The sequence below is a fragment of the Streptomyces sp. NPDC029122 genome, assembly GCF_055569445.1.
This window is the reverse complement of the sequence record NZ_JBVHWK010000006.1, coordinates 140,878-157,389: the sequence shown is the minus strand read 5'-3', so window position 1 is coordinate 157,389 and position 16,512 is coordinate 140,878. Positions and strand designations below refer to the sequence as shown.

The 16,512-nt window shown below is 72.3% G+C and carries 11 protein-coding genes; 8 read left to right on the top strand and 3 right to left on the bottom strand.

Annotation, left to right across the window (positions count from 1 at the left end):
• Window positions 1–90 precede the first annotated feature (90 nt).
• Together ACZ4WZ_RS10320 and glgB are read left to right on the top strand one after the other, a co-directional pair.
• Window positions 91–1,617: a maltokinase N-terminal cap-like domain-containing protein gene (locus ACZ4WZ_RS10320; RefSeq protein WP_467887720.1), complete on the top strand. Its 1,527-nt coding sequence runs from the start codon at window positions 91–93 to the stop codon at window positions 1,615–1,617.
• On the top strand, window positions 1,614–3,914 hold the full coding sequence (gene glgB, locus ACZ4WZ_RS10315) for a 1,4-alpha-glucan branching enzyme (RefSeq protein ID WP_467887717.1): 2,301 nt from the start codon (window positions 1,614–1,616) through the stop codon (window positions 3,912–3,914). The genes ACZ4WZ_RS10320 and glgB overlap by 4 nt, the downstream gene beginning before the upstream one ends.
• Here the strand turns inward: glgB and ACZ4WZ_RS10310 are convergent.
• Complete coding sequence (locus ACZ4WZ_RS10310) at window positions 3,904–4,248, bottom strand: thioredoxin family protein (protein ID WP_467887714.1); 345 nt, start codon at window positions 4,246–4,248, stop codon at window positions 3,904–3,906. The genes glgB and ACZ4WZ_RS10310 overlap by 11 nt on opposite strands.
• 81 nt (window positions 4,249–4,329) lie before the next feature.
• Window positions 4,330–4,719 carry a MerR family transcriptional regulator gene (locus ACZ4WZ_RS10305; RefSeq protein WP_467887711.1) on the bottom strand — a complete coding sequence of 130 codons (390 nt, stop codon included), beginning with the start codon at window positions 4,717–4,719 and terminating at the stop codon, window positions 4,330–4,332.
• A gap of 348 nt (window positions 4,720–5,067) precedes the next feature.
• On the opposite strand from ACZ4WZ_RS10305, the gene ACZ4WZ_RS10300 reads away from it, so the two are divergent.
• On the top strand, window positions 5,068–5,748 hold the full coding sequence (locus ACZ4WZ_RS10300) for a helix-turn-helix domain-containing protein (protein ID WP_467887708.1): 681 nt from the start codon (window positions 5,068–5,070) through the stop codon (window positions 5,746–5,748).
• A 9-nt stretch (window positions 5,749–5,757) separates the two neighbouring features.
• On the opposite strand, the gene ACZ4WZ_RS10295 is transcribed toward ACZ4WZ_RS10300, so the two are convergent.
• The gene (locus ACZ4WZ_RS10295; RefSeq protein WP_388939813.1) at window positions 5,758–6,783 is read right to left on the bottom strand and encodes an ATP-dependent 6-phosphofructokinase; all 1,026 of its coding nucleotides are present in this window, start codon (window positions 6,781–6,783) and stop codon (window positions 5,758–5,760) included.
• A gap of 282 nt (window positions 6,784–7,065) precedes the next feature.
• Between ACZ4WZ_RS10295 and pta the strand changes: the two genes are divergently transcribed.
• The 5 genes from pta to ACZ4WZ_RS10270 all read left to right on the top strand — a co-directional run bounded on the left by pta (window position 7,066) and on the right by ACZ4WZ_RS10270 (window position 16,390).
• Window positions 7,066–9,153: a phosphate acetyltransferase gene (gene pta, locus ACZ4WZ_RS10290; protein ID WP_467887706.1), complete on the top strand. Its 2,088-nt coding sequence runs from the start codon at window positions 7,066–7,068 to the stop codon at window positions 9,151–9,153.
• Between the two features lie 41 nt (window positions 9,154–9,194).
• Window positions 9,195–10,409 carry an acetate kinase gene (locus ACZ4WZ_RS10285; protein ID WP_467887705.1) on the top strand — a complete coding sequence of 405 codons (1,215 nt, stop codon included), beginning with the start codon at window positions 9,195–9,197 and terminating at the stop codon, window positions 10,407–10,409.
• Window positions 10,410–10,471: 62 nt separating this feature from the next.
• Entirely contained in the window at window positions 10,472–11,905 is a 1,434-nt protein-coding gene (pyk, locus tag ACZ4WZ_RS10280) for a pyruvate kinase (protein WP_467887702.1), read from the top strand.
• 337 nt (window positions 11,906–12,242) lie between these two features.
• Window positions 12,243–16,013 (top strand): hypothetical protein, encoded by a 3,771-nt coding sequence (locus ACZ4WZ_RS10275; RefSeq protein ID WP_467887699.1) that lies wholly within the window; start codon window positions 12,243–12,245, stop codon window positions 16,011–16,013.
• 17 nt (window positions 16,014–16,030) lie between these two features.
• Window positions 16,031–16,390, top strand: coding sequence for a hypothetical protein (locus ACZ4WZ_RS10270; RefSeq protein ID WP_467887697.1), 360 nt, complete (start codon window positions 16,031–16,033; stop codon window positions 16,388–16,390).
• Window positions 16,391–16,512 lie beyond the last annotated feature (122 nt).

The window sequence follows — 16,512 nt, the reverse complement described above, 5'->3', positions numbered from 1 at the left end:
CCCGACACTCGCACATACCGGAGAAGCAACTGCCGCACATCCGGGACACTCTGCGCATTCTGTGACGGCCCGGGGAAAGGACGCGACGCCATGTCGGAGGCTGCATCCGCCCGGAGCCGGCTGACGGCCGCCCGGGCCACCGGGACCGCCGGAGTCCCCGGGTCCGCCGGGATCACGGGAACCACCGGGGCCACGTGGACCACAGGGACCACCGGGCCCGTGGGTACCGCCGGGCTGGAGCCGATGCTGCGGGACTGGCTCCCCGCACAGCGCTGGTTCGCCGGAAAGGGGCGCCGGATCGGCCGCATCGAGGCCGTCTCGGCGGCCGAACTGCTGCCGCCGGGCTCCGCGCCCGGACTGCTGCACCTGCTGCTCGACGTGGACGGGGACTGCTACCAGCTCCTGCTGGGCATCCGCCCGTCCCCGCTCCCGCCGGCCCTGGCGCCCGCGCTGATCGGGCACGCCCCCGACGGCCCGTACGCCGGCCGGGCCGTGTACGAGGCGCTGGGCGACCCCCGGCTGGCCTCGCTGCTGCTGGAACGGCTGCGCTCCCCCGGGACGCTGGGCCCGCTCCGCTTCGACCGGGACCCGGACACGCCCGTGCGGGCCGGGCTGCTGCCCCGGCCGCTGTCCGGCGAGCAGACCAACTCGTCCCTGATCTACGGGGATTCGTACATCCTCAAGGTGTTCCGCCGGGTCGGCCCCGGGGTCAACCCGGACCTGGAGCTGCCCCGGGCGCTCGCCGCCGCCGGCTGTACCCGCGTACCCGCCCCGGTGGCCTGGTACGAGGCCGAGCTGGCCGGTGGAGAACCGTTGACCCTGGGCGTGCTCCAGCCCTACTTGCGCGGCTCCGACGACGGCTGGCAGCTGGCCCTGCGCAGACTCGGGTCCGGGGCCGACTTCACCGCCGAGGCGCACGCGCTGGGCCGGGCCACCGCCGAGGTCCACAGCGCGCTCGCGACCGCGCTCCCCACCCTGGCCCTGGGTCCCGAGCAGACCGCCCGGCTCGCCGCCGGGATGACCGCCCGGCTGGCCGCCACCTGCCGCGAGGTGCCCGCGCTGCGGCCGTACGAGGCAGGGCTGCGCGGCGCCTTCGACGCGCTGGCCGCCTCCCGGGGTGCCGGGGTCCCGGCCCAGCGCATCCACGGGGACCTGCACCTGGGCCAGACCCTGCGCACCGCCGACGGCAGCTGGGCGCTGATCGACTTCGAGGGGGAGCCGGCCCGGCCGCTGGCCGACCGCCGCCGCCCCGAGCCGGCGGTCCGCGACATCGCCGGGATACTGCGCTCCTTCGACTACGCCGCCCGCTCGCACCGGCCCTTCGCCCCGGCCTGGGCGGACGCCTGCCGGACCGCCTTCTGCGAGGGCTACGCCCGCACCACCGGACGCGACCCGCGCGAGGACCCGGTCCTGCTGCGCGCCTATGAGACCGACAAGGCGGTGTACGAGGCCCGGTACGAGTCCCGGCACCGCCCCGACTGGTTGCACGTCCCGATGGCGGCGATCCGCCGGCTGTCGGAACCGCAGCGGCCCGCACACCGCATGCCCCCGCCGGTCCCCGGCACCTCCCCCTCCCCTTCCCCCCACCCGAAGCCCCCGAGGAGGCCCCTCGCGTGAGCGCCGCACGACAGCCGTCACCGACCGTCAGTGAGGAATCCGCAGCCGGACCGGAACCCGCGAAGCGGTCCCGGCCGCCCGTACCCAGGGGGGCGCGGGCCGCCGGCGCCGCGCCGCCCCACGGGGTGCGCCCGGCGCCCCCGCTGGACGCGGAGGAACGGGCCCGGCTGCTGGAGGGCCGCCACCACGACCCGCACGCGGTGCTGGGCGCCCGGACGCAGCGGGGCGGGGTGGCCTTCCGGGTGCTGCGCCCGTACGCGAAGGCCGTCACGGTCGTCGCCAAGGGGCTGCGGGCCGAGCTCTTCGACGACGGGGACGGGCTGTTCTCCGGGCTGCTGCCGCTGACCGGGGTGCCGGAATACCGGCTGCTGGTGGCGTACGACAGCGCCGAGATCGAGGTCCACGACCCGTACCGGTTCCTGCCCGCCGTCGGGGAGCTGGACCTGCACCTGATCGGGGAGGGCCGGCACGAGGAGCTGTGGACGGCGCTGGGCGCCCGGCCGATGGAGCACCAGGGCGTGGCCGGCACCCGTTTCACGGTGTGGGCGCCGAACGCCCAGGGGGTACGGGTCACCGGGGACTTCTCGTACTGGGACCCGACGGCCCACCCGATGCGCTCGCTCGGCTCGACCGGGGTGTGGGAGCTGTTCCTGCCCGGGGTCGGCGAGGGCGCCCTGTACAAGTACGACATCACCCGCCCGGACGGCGGTCACACCCTGCGCGCCGACCCGATGGCGCAGTACGCGGAGGTCCCGCCGGCCACCGCCTCGGTGGTCACCGCCTCGCGGTACGTGTGGCAGGACGCGGAGTGGATGGCGACGCGCGGCGCCCGCCCGGTGCACCAGGCGCCGTTCTCGGTGTACGAGCTGCACCTGGCGTCCTGGCGGCCGGGGCTCAGCTACCGGGAGCTGGCCGAGCAGCTTCCCGCGTACGTGAAGGAGCTCGGTTTCACGCACGTGGAGTTCATGCCGGTCGCCGAGCACCCCTTCGGCGGCTCCTGGGGCTACCAGGTCACCGGTTTCTACGCGCCGACCTCGCGGATGGGCACCCCGGACGACTTCCGGTTCCTCGTGGACTCGCTGCACCGGGCCGGGATCGGGGTGATCGTCGACTGGGTTCCCGCGCACTTCCCGCGCGACGAGTGGGCCCTGGCCGAATTCGACGGCCGGCCGCTGTACGAGCACCAGGACCCTCGCCGGGCCTCTCACCCGGACTGGGGGACGCTGGAGTTCGACTACGGGCGCAAGGAGGTCCGCAACTTCCTGGTCGCCAACGCCGTCTACTGGTGCCAGGAGTTCCACGTGGACGGGCTGCGCGTGGACGCCGTCGCCTCGATGCTGTACCTGGACTACTCGCGCGAGGAGGGCGAGTGGTCTCCGAACCGGCACGGCGGCCGGGAGGACCTGGACGCGGTGGCGCTGCTCCAGGAGATGAACGCGGTGGTCTACCGGCGCTGCCCGGGGGTGGTGACGATCGCGGAGGAGTCCACGGCCTGGGACGGGGTCACGCGGCCGACGGACTCGGGCGGGCTGGGCTTCGGCCTGAAGTGGAACATGGGCTGGATGCACGACACCCTGCGGTACGTGTCGAAGGAGCCGGTGCACCGCAAGTACCACCACAACGACATGACCTTCGGGATGGTGTACGCCTTCAGCGAGAACTACGTACTGCCGATCTCGCACGACGAGGTGGTGCACGGGAAGCGCTCGCTGGTGTCGAAGGCGCCGGGCGACTGGTGGCAGCAGCGGGCCACGCACCGCGCGTACCTGGGCTTCATGTGGGCCCACCCGGGCAAGCAACTGCTGTTCATGGGACAGGAGTTCGCGCAGGGGTCGGAGTGGTCGGAGGCGCATGGCCCGGACTGGTGGCTGCTGGACTCCTCCTATTCGGCGGCCGGGGACCACCGGGGGGTACGCGACCTCGTGCGCGACCTGAACCGCGCGTACGTGGCGGCTCCCGCGCTGTGGGAGCGGGATTCGGTGCCGGAGGGCTTCGCCTGGGTGGAGGGGGGCGCCGCCGAGGACAACGTGTTCGCGTTCCTGCGGTACGCGCAGGACGGCTCGCAGCTGCTGTGCGTGTCGAACTTCTCGCCCGTGGTGCGGCACGACTACCGGCTCGGGGTGCCGGAGGAGGTGCCGCTGTGGCGGGAGGTCCTCAACACCGACAGCGAGGAGTACGGCGGGAGCGGCGTCCGCCAGGGCCGGCCGCTGCGTCCGGAGCCGGTACCGGCCCAGGGGCGTGCGGCGAGCCTGCGGATGACGCTCCCGCCGATGGCGACGGTCTGGCTCAGGCCGTGACCAGCGCGTCGTCGAGCTCCTGAAGCAGCCGGCGCTTGGCGCGGGCGCCGACCAGCTGCCTGACGGGCTCGCCGTCGCGGAAGAGGAGCATGGTCGGCATGGACAGCACCCCGTAGCGCGTGACGGCGCCGGGGTTGCTGTCCGCGTCGATCTGGACGACCTTGAGGCGGCCCGCCCGTTCGGCGGCCACGGCGGAGAGCACCGGGGCGAGCTGGCGGCAGGGGCCGCACCAGTCCGCGGTGAACTCCACCAGCACGGGCCGGTCCCGCTCGGCCAGCACCTCGGCCTCGAAGTCCGCGTCGGTCACTTCCGCCACACCCTGTGCGTGGATCATTTCCGTTCCCCTCTCACGTCTGTCACGTCTGTCACGTCTCGTGCGCTCGTGTACGCGCGGCCCGCGGCCGGGTGCCGGGCGTCAGCCGGTCATCTCGCAGCGCGGCACGGCTTCCCCGGCGGCCTCCTCGGCCGCGGCCAGCTGGGCGGCGACCTGCTCGCGGACATCTGCCAGCTGGCCGATCAGGCCGTCCAGCTCGGCGAGCTTGCGGCGGTACACCGCGAGCGAGGCCGGGCAGGAGTCCCCGGCCGGGTGGCCGGCGCGCAGGCATTCGACGAACGGCCGGGTCTCCTCCAGTTCGAAGCCGAAGTCCTGGAGGGTGCGGATCTGCCGCAGCAGGCGCAGGTCGTCCTCGTCGTAGTCGCGGTAGCCGTTGCCGGTCCGCCGTGCCTCGAGCAGTCCGCGTGACTCGTAGTACCTGAGCGTCCGGGTGCTGGTCCCGGCCCGCTTCGCCAGTTCGCCGATGCGCATGGAGCGACCGTATTCCTTGACGCCGACGTCAAGGGAAGGGGAACGGCGCGCGGACGTCCGGGGAGGCCCTCGCCACCCCCGTATGCGAGGGCCCCCGTCATGGATCACGGACGGCGGCCGGGGCCGGTTCAAAGGTTGTGACGGGGATCACTCCCTGGTCTTCCCGGGTCGCCTGCGGAGAAGTGGCCGAATCCGTACGCTGTGAATGGATCTTCCGCGACCCGATTACCGGACAGTCGCCGGGAAAACCGCCTGAAGTCATGAACTGCGTAGGACTTTCCTACGAGTTATGGGCTTGTTTGAATAGTCTGTAGTCGTCACACCTCGGCCACTCCTACGGTGTGCCCTGTGCACTCCAGCCCACCTTTCAATGCCCCCGCCGCGCGTCGCCTGCGCGCGGCCCTGGGCATGGCCCCCGGTCACGTCGCCTATGGCCTGCGGGCCCAGTACGGACTGCTCGTCGCACCGGAGACGGTGACGGCCTGGGAGCGGGGCGAGCAGTCGCCCACCTCCACCGAACTCACGGCCCTCGCCGGCGTGCTCTGGTGCTCCCCCGGGGAGCTGCTCGCCGAGCCCGTCACCCTGCGGGAGCACCGCGTCGCCCGCGGCCTGGACCCCGAGGACCTGGCCCGCCGGATCGGGGTCGAGGCGAACGCCTACCGGAAGATGGAGGAGACCGGCCGCTGGAAGGGCAACGAGCGGCAGTCCGCCGCCCTGGCCTCGGTGCTCGGGCTGAGCCTGGCGCAGTTCGTGACGGCGACCGGCAAGCACGAGGAGCTCGCCGGGCTGCTGCGCAGCGCGGTGACCACCCGCTGGCAGGCCTACGTCAAACCGCTGGGCAAGCTGCTGCCCGTACCCCGGGCGCACCTGGAGCGGGTCCTGGAGTACCTCTACAACGACTACCAGCAGCGGATGGTGGCCACCCTCGGCTGGGGCGGCGCCGAGGGCACCGCCGGCAGCGGTGACGCGGGCCGGGAGTTCCTCGCGGAGATCACGGACCGGTTCTGGGCCCTGGCCGGCGGTGCGTGACGCGGCCGGTCAGAAGACGGACTCGGCCTCGTACATCCGGTGCTCCGGGACCGTCTTGAGCTCGGTCACGGCCTCGGCCAGCGGAGCCATCACGATGTCGGTGCCGCGCAGGGCGGTCATGTTGCCGAATTCGCCCCGGTGCACGGCCTCGACGGCGTGCCAGCCGAAGCGGGTCGCCAGGACGCGGTCGTACGCGGTCGGCACACCGCCGCGCTGGACGTGGCCGAGGATGACCGGGCGGGCCTCCTTGCCCAGGCGGTGCTCCAGCTCGATGGCCAGGCGGTTTCCGATGCCCGCGAAGCGCTCGTGGCCGTACTGGTCGATGGCGCCCTTCTCGTACGGCATGGAGCCCGCGGCCGGGTGCGCGCCCTCGGCGACGCAGACGACGGCGAACTTCTTGCCTCGGGCGAAGCGCTCCTCGACCATCTTCACCAGGGCGTCCACCTCGAAGGGGCGCTCGGGCAGGCAGATGCCGTGGGCGCCGCCGGCCATGCCGGACTCCAGGGCGATCCAGCCCGCGTGACGGCCCATGACCTCGACGACCATCACGCGCTGGTGGGACTCGGCGGTGGTCTTGAGGCGGTCTATGGCCTCGGTGGCCACCATGACGGCGGTGTCGAAGCCGAAGGTCCGGTCGGTGGAGGAGATGTCGTTGTCGATGGTCTTCGGCACGCCGACGACCGGCATCCCGGCGTCGGACAGCATCCGGGCGGCCGTGAGGGTGCCCTCGCCGCCGATCGGGATCAGCGCGTCGAGGCCGTACCGGCTCGCCAGTTCGTTGGCGTTCTCGGCGGCTTCGTGCAGCCGGGCGCGCTCCATGCGCGCCGAGCCGAGGATCGTGCCGCCGCGGGCCAGGATGCCGCTGACCGCATTGATGTCGAGGGGGCGGTAGTGGCCGTCGAGGAGGCCCTTGAAGCCGTCCTCGAAACCGATGACCTCGTCCCCGTGCCCGACCAGCGCTCGGTGTACGACCGACCGGATGACAGCGTTCAATCCCGGGCAGTCGCCGCCTGCGGTGAGAACTCCGATACGCATCGTGCTGTGTCTCCTGCTCCTGGTCGTGCCCTGCCGTAGCGCCGGGGGTACGCCCTCCCGTATGCCCGGCCCGACCGTACATATGAAGGACGCATTGATGACGCGTGTCCGATTCTTCCATGTTTCGAGAGGGGCGCGCGCCCCGCACCACTCCACCCACCAGGCCTTTCGCCCCTCCCGACCAGGCCTTTTCCCCAGGAGCGCCCTATCCACTGACGGAGGTATTGTCAAGAGGTCAAGCCAGGTCAATCAGACATCCACTGCATGGGACGGAGAGCACGCGTGACGCGCAGCGTGTACGTGACCGGTATCGAGCGGGGAGACGGCCGGCAGGTCGTCGAACTGGGGATCATGGAGCTCCTGACCCGGCAGACGGGCCGGGTCGGCGTGTACCGCCCCCTGCTGCACGACGGGCCGGACCGGCTCTTCGACCTCCTGCGGGCCCGCTACCGGCTCGACCAGGACGCCGCGACGGCCTACGGCATGGACTACCACGAGGCCTCCGCCCTCCTCGCCGAGAAGGGCACCGACGAGCTGGTCTCCCGGCTGGTCGACCGCTACCACCGGGTGGCCCGCGACTACGAGGTCATGCTGGTCCTCGGCACCGACTACGCCGACACCAACCTGCCCGACGAGCTCGCGCTGAACGCCCGCCTCGCCAACGAGCTGGGCGCGGTCGTCGTCCCCGTCGTCGGCGGCACCAAACACCCCGCCGAGGCCGTGCGCGCCGAGGCGCAGAGCGCCCACCGGGCCTACGAGAGCCTGGGCTGCCACGTCGTCGCGATGGTCGTCAACCGGGTGGCCCCGGACGACCGCGACGTCATAGCCGAGTGGCTCGCCGCCCGCCTCCCCGTGCCCTGCTACGTCCTCCCGGACGACAAGTCCCTCTCCGCCCCGACCGTCGCCCAGATCACCCGGGCGCTCGGCGGCGAGGTGCTGCTCGGCGACGACGCCGGGCTCGCCCGCGACGCCGTGGACTTCGTGTTCGGCGGCGCGATGCTGCCGAACTTCCTGAACGCCCTGACTCCCGGCTGCCTGGTCGTCACCCCCGGGGACCGCGCCGACCTGGTGGTGGGAGCGCTCGCCGCGCACGCCTCGGGCACCCCGCCGATCGCCGGTGTGCTGCTGACCCTGAACGAGCGCCCGTCCCAGGAGGTCCTCACGCTGGCCTCGAAGCTCGCCCCGGGCACCCCGGTCGTCTCGGTGGCCGGCAACAGCTTTCCGACCGCCGCGGAACTCTTCTCGCTGCAGAGCCGCCTCAATTCCGCGACCCCGCGCAAGCTGGAGACCGCGCTCGGCCTCTTCGAGCGGCACGTGGACACGGCCGAACTGCGCGGGCTGCTTTCGGTGGCGCGCTCGGAGCGCGTCACCCCGATGATGTTCGAGCACGAGCTGCTGGAGCGGGCCCGCTCGGAGCGGCGCCGGGTGGTGCTCCCGGAGGGCACCGAGGAGCGCGTACTGCGCGCCGCGGACGTGGTGCTGCGCCGCGGGGTGTGCGACCTGACCCTGCTGGGCGAGGAGCAGGCGATCCTGAAGAAGGCGGGCGACCTGGGCGTCGACATCGCGCGCGCCCAGCTGATCGACCCGGCGACCTCCCCCCTCCGGGAAGGTTTCGCCGAGTACTACGCCAGGGTCCGCGCGCACAAGGGCATGACCGTCGAGCTGGCCCACGACGTGGTCACCGACGTCAACTACTTCGGCACCCTGATGGTCCAGGAGGGCCTGGCCGACGGCATGGTCTCCGGCTCGGTGCACTCCACCGCCGCAACCATCCGCCCGGCCTTCGAGATCATCAAGACCAAGCCCGAGGCCTCGATCGTCTCGTCGGTCTTCTTCATGTGCCTGGCCGACCGGGTCCTCGTCTACGGCGACTGCGCGGTCAACCCGGACCCCGACGCCGAGCAGCTCGCGGACATCGCCGTGCAGTCGGCTGCCACGGCCGCCGCCTTCGGTGTCGAGCCGCGGATCGCGATGCTCTCGTACTCGACGGGCACCTCGGGCTCCGGGGCGGACGTGGAGAAGGTCCGCAAGGCCACCGAGGCCGTCCGCGCGCAGCGCCCCGACCTGGCGGTCGAGGGCCCGATCCAGTACGACGCCGCGGTGGAGCCCTCGGTCGCCGCGACCAAGCTGCCCGGCTCCGAGGTGGCCGGCCGGGCGAGCGTGCTGATCTTCCCCGACCTGAACACGGGCAACAACACATACAAGGCGGTGCAGCGTTCGGCCGGCGCCGTCGCGGTCGGGCCGGTGCTCCAGGGCCTGCGCAAGCCGGTCAACGACCTCTCGCGCGGCGCGCTCGTCCAGGACATCGTCACCACCGTGGCGATCACCGCGATCCAGGCGCAGTCGCAGTCCCTGCCGCAGGCCCAGTGATCCCTGATCCCCGACCGCACCCGAAGGAAAGACTCCTCATCGTGACCGCAACGCGCGTACTCGTCCTCAACTCCGGCTCCTCGTCGGTGAAGTACCAGCTGCTCGACATGGCGGACCGCTCCCGCCTCGCCGCCGGCCTGGTGGAGCGCATCGGCGAAGAGACCTCCCGCCTCGTGCACGAGCCGCTGACCGGGGCCGGTGCCGCGGACGGCAAGCGCGAGCGCCTCGGGCCGATCGCGGACCACGGCGCCGCCCTGCGGGCGGTCGCGTCGGAGCTGGCGGCCGACGGGCTGGGCCTGGACTCCCCCGAGCTCGCGGCCGTCGGCCACCGGGTGGTGCACGGCGGTACCCGGTTCACCCGGCCGACGGTCGTCGACGACGAGGTGCTGGCGGAGATCCGCAGCCTGATCCCGCTGGCCCCGCTCCACAACCCGGCCAACGTGACGGGCATCGAGGTGGCGCGCGAGCTGCGCGGGGACCTGCCCCAGGTGGCCGTCTTCGACACCGCCTTCCACTCGACGATGCCGGAGCACGTGGCGCGGTACGCGATCGACGCGGCGACCGCCGACAAGTACGCCATCCGGCGGTACGGCTTCCACGGCACCTCCCACGCCTACGTCTCCCGGGCCGCGGCCGCGCTGCTCGGCCGGCCGGTGGAGGAGGTGAACGTGATCGTGCTCCACCTGGGCAACGGCGCCTCCGCCTCCGCGGTGCGGGGCGGGGTCTGCGTGGAGACCTCCATGGGGCTGACCCCGCTGGAGGGCCTGGTCATGGGGACCCGTTCGGGCGACCTGGACCCGGCGGTCATCTTCCACCTGGCCCGGGTGGCCGGGCTGGGCGTCGACGAGATCGACTCGCTGCTCAACAAGAAGAGCGGTCTGCTGGGTCTGTGCGGCGACAACGACATGCGCGAGGTGACGCGGCGGGCGGGCGAGGGCGACGAGTCGGCCCGGCTCGCGCTGGCGTCGTACGTCCACCGCCTGAAGAAGTACATCGGCGCGTACACGGCGGTCCTGGGGCGGGTGGACGCGGTGGTGTTCACGGCGGGCGTCGGCGAGAACGCCTCCGTCGTGCGGGAGGCGGCGATCGCCGGGTTGGAGGAGCTGGGCCTCGCGCTGGACCCGGAGGCGAACGCCGTGCGCTCCGCCCGGCCGCGGCTGATCTCCCCGGAGCACGCGCGGGTTGCGGTGGCCGTGGTGCCCACCGATGAGGAACTGGAGATCGCCTCCCAGGCGTACGCGCTGGTTACCCAGTAGTCACTTGGACTTTCCGCCAGACGGAATATTCCGCTACGAAACAAACGGATAGGATCCGCTTCATGCGCCGTTCCAAAATCGTCTGCACGCTGGGCCCCGCCGTCGACTCGTATGAGCAGCTGAAAGCGCTCATCGAGGCAGGTATGAACGTGGCCCGATTCAACTTCAGCCACGGATCCCAGGCAGAACACCAGGAGCGGTACGACCGCGTCCGGAAGGTCTCCGAGGACACCGGGCGCGCCGTCGGCGTCCTCGCCGACCTCCAGGGCCCCAAGATCCGTCTGGAGACCTTCGCCGAGGGTCCCGTCGAGCTGGTGCGCGGTGACGAGTTCACCATCACCACCGAGGACGTCCCGGGCGACAAGTCCATCTGCGGCACCACCTACAAGGGCCTGCCGGGCGACGTCGCCAAGGGCGACCAGATCCTGATCAACGACGGCAACGTCGAGCTCCGGGTGACCGAGGTCGAGGGCCCGCGGGTCAAGACCATCGTCATCGAGGGCGGTGTCATCTCGGACCACAAGGGCATCAACCTGCCGGGTGCCGCCGTGAACGTCCCCGCCCTGTCGGAGAAGGACGTCGACGACCTGCGCTTCGCCCTGCGGATGGGCTGCGACATGGTCGCCCTCTCCTTCGTCCGCGACGCCAGCGACGTCAAGGACGTCCACCGCGTCATGGACGAGGAGGGCCGCCGGGTCCCCGTCATCGCCAAGGTGGAGAAGCCCCAGGCCGTCGAGAACATGGAGGCCGTGGTCGCGGCCTTCGACGCGGTCATGGTGGCCCGCGGCGACCTGGCCGTCGAGTACCCGCTCGAGAAGGTCCCGATGGTCCAGAAGCGGCTCATCGAGATGTGCCGCCGCAACGCCAAGCCGGTGATCGTCGCGACCCAGATGATGGAGTCGATGATCACCAACTCCCGCCCGACCCGCGCGGAGGCCTCCGACGTCGCCAACGCCATCCTCGACGGCGCCGACGCGGTCATGCTGTCCGCCGAGTCCTCGGTGGGCGCCTACCCGATCGAGACCGTCAAGACGATGTCGAAGATCGTGACGGCGGCCGAGGAGGAGCTCCTCTCCAAGGGCCTCCAGCCGCTGGTCCCGGGCAAGAAGCCGCGCACCCAGGGCGGCTCCGTCGCCCGCGCGGCCTGCGAGATCGCGGACTTCCTCGACGGCAAGGCCCTGGTCGCCTTCACCCAGTCCGGCGACACGGCCCGCCGCCTGTCGCGCTACCGCGCCACCCAGCCGATCCTGGCCTTCACGACCGACGTGAACACCCGCAACCAGCTCACCCTGAGCTGGGGCGTCGAGTCGGCGATCGTCCCGCACGTGGACACCACCGACGCGATGGTCGACCTGGTGGACGGCGAGGTGCTGAAGCTCCAGCGCTTCAACGCCGGCGACACCATGATCATCACGGCCGGCTCGCCCCCCGGCGTCCCGGGCACGACCAACATGGTCCGCGTCCACCACCTGGGCGACACGGCCGCCGGCGCCTGAGCCCTGACGCCGACCGCCTGACTCTGCCGCACAGAGACCGAGGGCGGCACCCCGGATCCCGGGGTGCCGCCCTCGGTGTTTCCCGTCGCCTTGGGACTACCGGCCGGTAGTTTCGGCCGAAACCTAGCGGGTGTGGCCGAAAACGCACTACCGGCGGTAACCCGATCGTGAAACTGTCGAGGTGCCTTGGGGGAAGGCGAACGGGGTTGTGCACCTGACCCGTGCACATGGGGGAATTCATCATCTTGTTGCTCCGCCGGGCCGCCATGCGCGGCGCCACGGCCGTCACGCGCCTTCCTTCGGGCTGACCGAATCCCTGAAGACAGGCAACAAGCACGTGCAAAGAACCATCCTTTCGCGAGGCGGGCGGCGCGCCACGCGCGACGCCCTGCGGCGGGGGCTGACGGGCACCGCCCTGCTCACCGCGTCCGCCGTCCTCGTCGGCCTGGTCCAGGCCGCCCCCGCCGGCGCGGTCGAGATCCCACCGGACACCGAGCCGCCCTACCGGCCGATCAGCCTGGGCGAACAGGCCCGTCTCGACCGCTGCGCGGGCGGTTTCGCCCTGCACATCGGCGGCCCCGAGATGAAGAGGACGGCGGCCAAGGCGCTCACCGGGACCCCCGCCGAGCTGGCCGCCGCCACCGATCCGGCCATGGGCATGTACCCGCTGGACCAGGCGCGGATCAAGGACCGCGACTCGTACGAGGGCTCCCCCGTGGCCTCGGCCGAGCGGCGGGAGCGCTGGGAGAAGTCGAACTACCCGTACTGGAAGTCCGGCACCGCCGCGGGCATCCCGCAGTACGCCCCGCAGTTCGACAAGGACATCGTCGCCTTCACCCTGGGCCCCCAGCGGGACCTGTACAACCAGCTCGGCTCCGACGGCCACGCGGTGCCCTCGAAGGCCGCCCTCGACAAGGCGAAGGCGCTCGCCGCCGAGCTCAAGGGCAAGGACGAGAACCACGACTTCGTCACCAACACGCTGCTGAAGGACGCTTCGAGCGGCAACTACCGCATGCCCACCGCGAGCGACATCGCCCGCTACCTGCGGCTCGGCGGGTACATGGCCAATGCCCCGGCCGAGGGCTCTGCCGAGTTCCGCCTCGAGGTCGAGGCGCTGAAGGTCGCCTGGGGCGCCTGCGACAGCCGCAACCCGGTCGACTTCTACCGGGTCATGTCCCCGATCGTCGTGACGGCGCACCTGGAGTGGGAGCAGGAGTACTCCACCCAGGCCAAGCCCCGCGGCGAGATCGTCAACGCCGAGGTGGCGGCGTCGGCCGAGGTCCGCAAGTCCACCGAGGCCATGATCGAGGCCATGGGCCAGGCGTGGCTCGCCGACCAGATCCTGACGTGGCAGAAGTACTGGGCGGGACAGCCGGCCAACGCCTCGGGCCGCCCCGCCGCGGCCGTCTTCACCCAGGCCGGCAAGGACCTGGCCGCCGCCCGCGCCAAGGCCGCCGACCAGGCGAAGGCCGCCGCCGCAGCCGCGACGGCGGCCAGGACGGCCGCCGACAAGGCCGACACCGCCCAGAACGCGGCGTGGGCCCTCGCGGACGCGGCCAAGGCCCCCCGCGGCCGGGGGCTGCTGTTCGCGCAGCAGTCCGTCCAGGTGGCCAAGGCCTCGGCCGCGGGCGCGCAGGCCGCGGCGAAGGCCGCCGAGACGGCGTCGAACGCCGCCGCCGCGACCGTTGCCGACAGCAAGACCCTCTACGCACTGGCCCAGACCCAGTCGCACGCCCTGAACACCGAGTTCCGCAGGGTCGCCGCACAGGAGGCCGCCGCCCAGGCCAAGGCCGCCGCCACCTCGGCGGCGGCCCAGGCCAAGGAAGCCGCCGACAACGCCACGAAGGCGAAGGCCGCCCAGACGAAGGCGGAGACGGCGCAGGCGACGGCCAAGACGGCCGCGGAGAACGCCAAGGCCCAGCGGATCAAGGCGGAGCAGGAACGCGACCTCGCCAAGACCGAGCACGCCAAGGCGACGGCGGAGCGGAACAAGGCCCTGGCGGCAGAGAACCGCGCCACCACCGAACGGGAGACGGCCGCCAAGGCCCGGACGGCCGCCGAGGCCGCGGGCGGCACCGCGGCGGACAAGCGGGAGGCTGCCGAGGCGGCCGAGATCAAGGCCGCTCTGGCCCGCGGCGACGCGGCGCGGGCGGAGCAGGACATGCGGGCCAAGGACGCCCGCGCCGCCGCCCTGGAGTCCGCGGCGGCCGCCGCGGCCGGCACGGCCGCCGCCGGGGACAGCCGCAAGGCCGCCACGGAGGCCCGTACGGCCGCCAACGACGCGAAGGCGGCGGCGGGCCGGGCCCGAACCGCCGCCGACGAGGCGGGGACCGCGGCGGTCGGCGCCCGTGCCGCGGCCACCCGTGCCGAGGGGGCCGCCGCCCGCTCGCAGGCCGCTTACGACAACGCGAACTCGCAGTGGTGGACCACCTACGCCGCCGCCCAGACCGCCCACGCCGCGGCCGCCGAGGCCATCGACGCCTCGGACGCCGCCTCCGCGAACGCCGTCAAGGCGGAGCAGGAGGCCAAGAAGGCACAGGCGGCCTCGGTCCAGGCGAAGAAGGAGGCGGGGGCCGCCAAGGCCGAAGCCGAGAAGACCTCCGCCTGGTCGGCGGTCACCGCCGGACATGCCTACGCGACCGCGCAGGCGGCCATGGCGGCCCGCGACTCGGCCGCCGAGGCCGTCAAGCCGGCCAACACCGCCATCGCCACGGGCACCCCGTACCGGGAATCCGACTCGGCGGCCGCCTTCGCGGTCCTGGTCGGCCAGACGTCCAAGTCGCTCGCCGAGCAGCAGGCGGCAGCCGCCACCGCGAAATCGGACGAGGCCGCGAAGGCGGCGGCCACCGCCAAGGCACTCGCCGACAAGGCCTCCGGTGACGCCAAGCTCGCCGCACAGGCAGCGGCGGCGGCGGCAGCGGACACCGCTGCCGCCCTGAAGTCCGTGGCCGCGGCGCGCGCCTCCGCCACCACAGCGGCGAAGGCCGCGGCGGCCGCGAAGGCGGCGGACACCAAGACGACCGAGTACAACGCTCAGGCCGGCGCCGAAGTCGTCCTGGCCGGGAACGCGTCGAGGGACGCGGCGAGCGAGGCCGCGGCCGCCAACAGCGAGGCGACGGCAGCGGAGAAGAGCGCCGCCAACGCCCGGACCGCCGCGAACGCCGCGGGCAAGGACGCCGACGCGGCGAGCAGCACCGCCACCAAGGCGGAGTCGGACGCGAAGGCCGCCGAAGGCGCCGCCGCCAACGCCCAGCAGTCCGCGAAGGACGCCGACGCGTCGGCGGACCGGGCCGAAGAGGCCTTCCGGAAGTGGGAGGAGGAGCAGCGCGCCGCGCAGCTCGCCGCCGCCAAGTCCGACGGCGGGGCGGGGTACGGCGGGGCCGACCTGAATCTCACCCAGGAGGAGGCGCTGCGCAAGGCCTGCGGGCAGGCCTGCGTGGACGAGTACAAGGCGGCCCTCGAAGCCGCCAACAAGGACGTGATCGACTGGGTGATCGAGAACGGCGGCCAGATCCTCCTCGACGTCCTGGGTGTCACGGCCGCGAAGAAGTGCTTCTCCTCGTGGGACGTGGAGAGCTGCCTGTGGACGGCGTTGAACGTCGTCCTCGTCGGCGCCGCGGTGCTGAAGATCCCGCAGGTCGCGGTAGCCGTGACCAAGATCGCGGTCGGCCTGGGCAACTACTTCCGCACGACGGCGGCAGCCGCCCAGACGCTCGCCCGGCTGAAGCCGATCGCCCAGGTCAGCGCGCACGTCGAATTCGGCGCCTTCGTTGAGATCAGCGCCAAGGGTCTGGACCCCACGCTCCTCAAGCGAGCGGTCAACGCCGGCGGCTGGAAGTGGACGATCAGCACCGGCCACGCGGTCAATCGGGCCCACCGGGGCGGCAAGGGCGCGCCGTCCTTCCCCGCGCTGAACACCACGCACCTGAACCCCGACGACATCGAGAAGGCGCTTATTCTCAAGACCCTGGAGCACATGGGTATGGGCGGCAGCATGCAGGGCCTTCAGAAACTGGCCGTCACGATCGACGGCATGGAGATCACCGGACACATCTTCAAGTTCGGCGACGACTCCATCTCCATCTCGACGTACTTCCGTACCAAGTAATGAGTGAAGGATCAGCCATGACGGACCTGCTGAGGCTGGGGCGCGGAGTCACCCCCGAGGACAATGTCGGCACGACGCCGGAGCAGTTCGGCCTCGCCGAGTTCGAGTACGTGGAGACGATCATCTACGCGGACCCGGACGAGATCCTCGCGATGCTGCGCACGCTGAAGGCCGAGAACTTCATCGGACTGCCCCCGTGGGCCCGTAACCTCGCCTACCGGATCGCGTGCCTGCAGAAGCCGGACGACGCGGCGCTGCTGCGGGAGGCCGCGGACGACCTCCTCGCCTTCGGCCCCGACTGGGACGACATCGCCGAGGAGCTCCAGGCCAAGGCCGACCGCCTGGACGCGGCGGACGGCCCCGGGGCGGTTTCCTAGCCCCGCATCACGACAGGCTGTGGGGCGGACCCCCAAGGGGGGGGGGCACAAACCCGTCCCCGGGAGGACACTCCCCCCGTGGGGCAAGATGGGTTTTCCTTGCCAGGGACATGAGGGTTTCT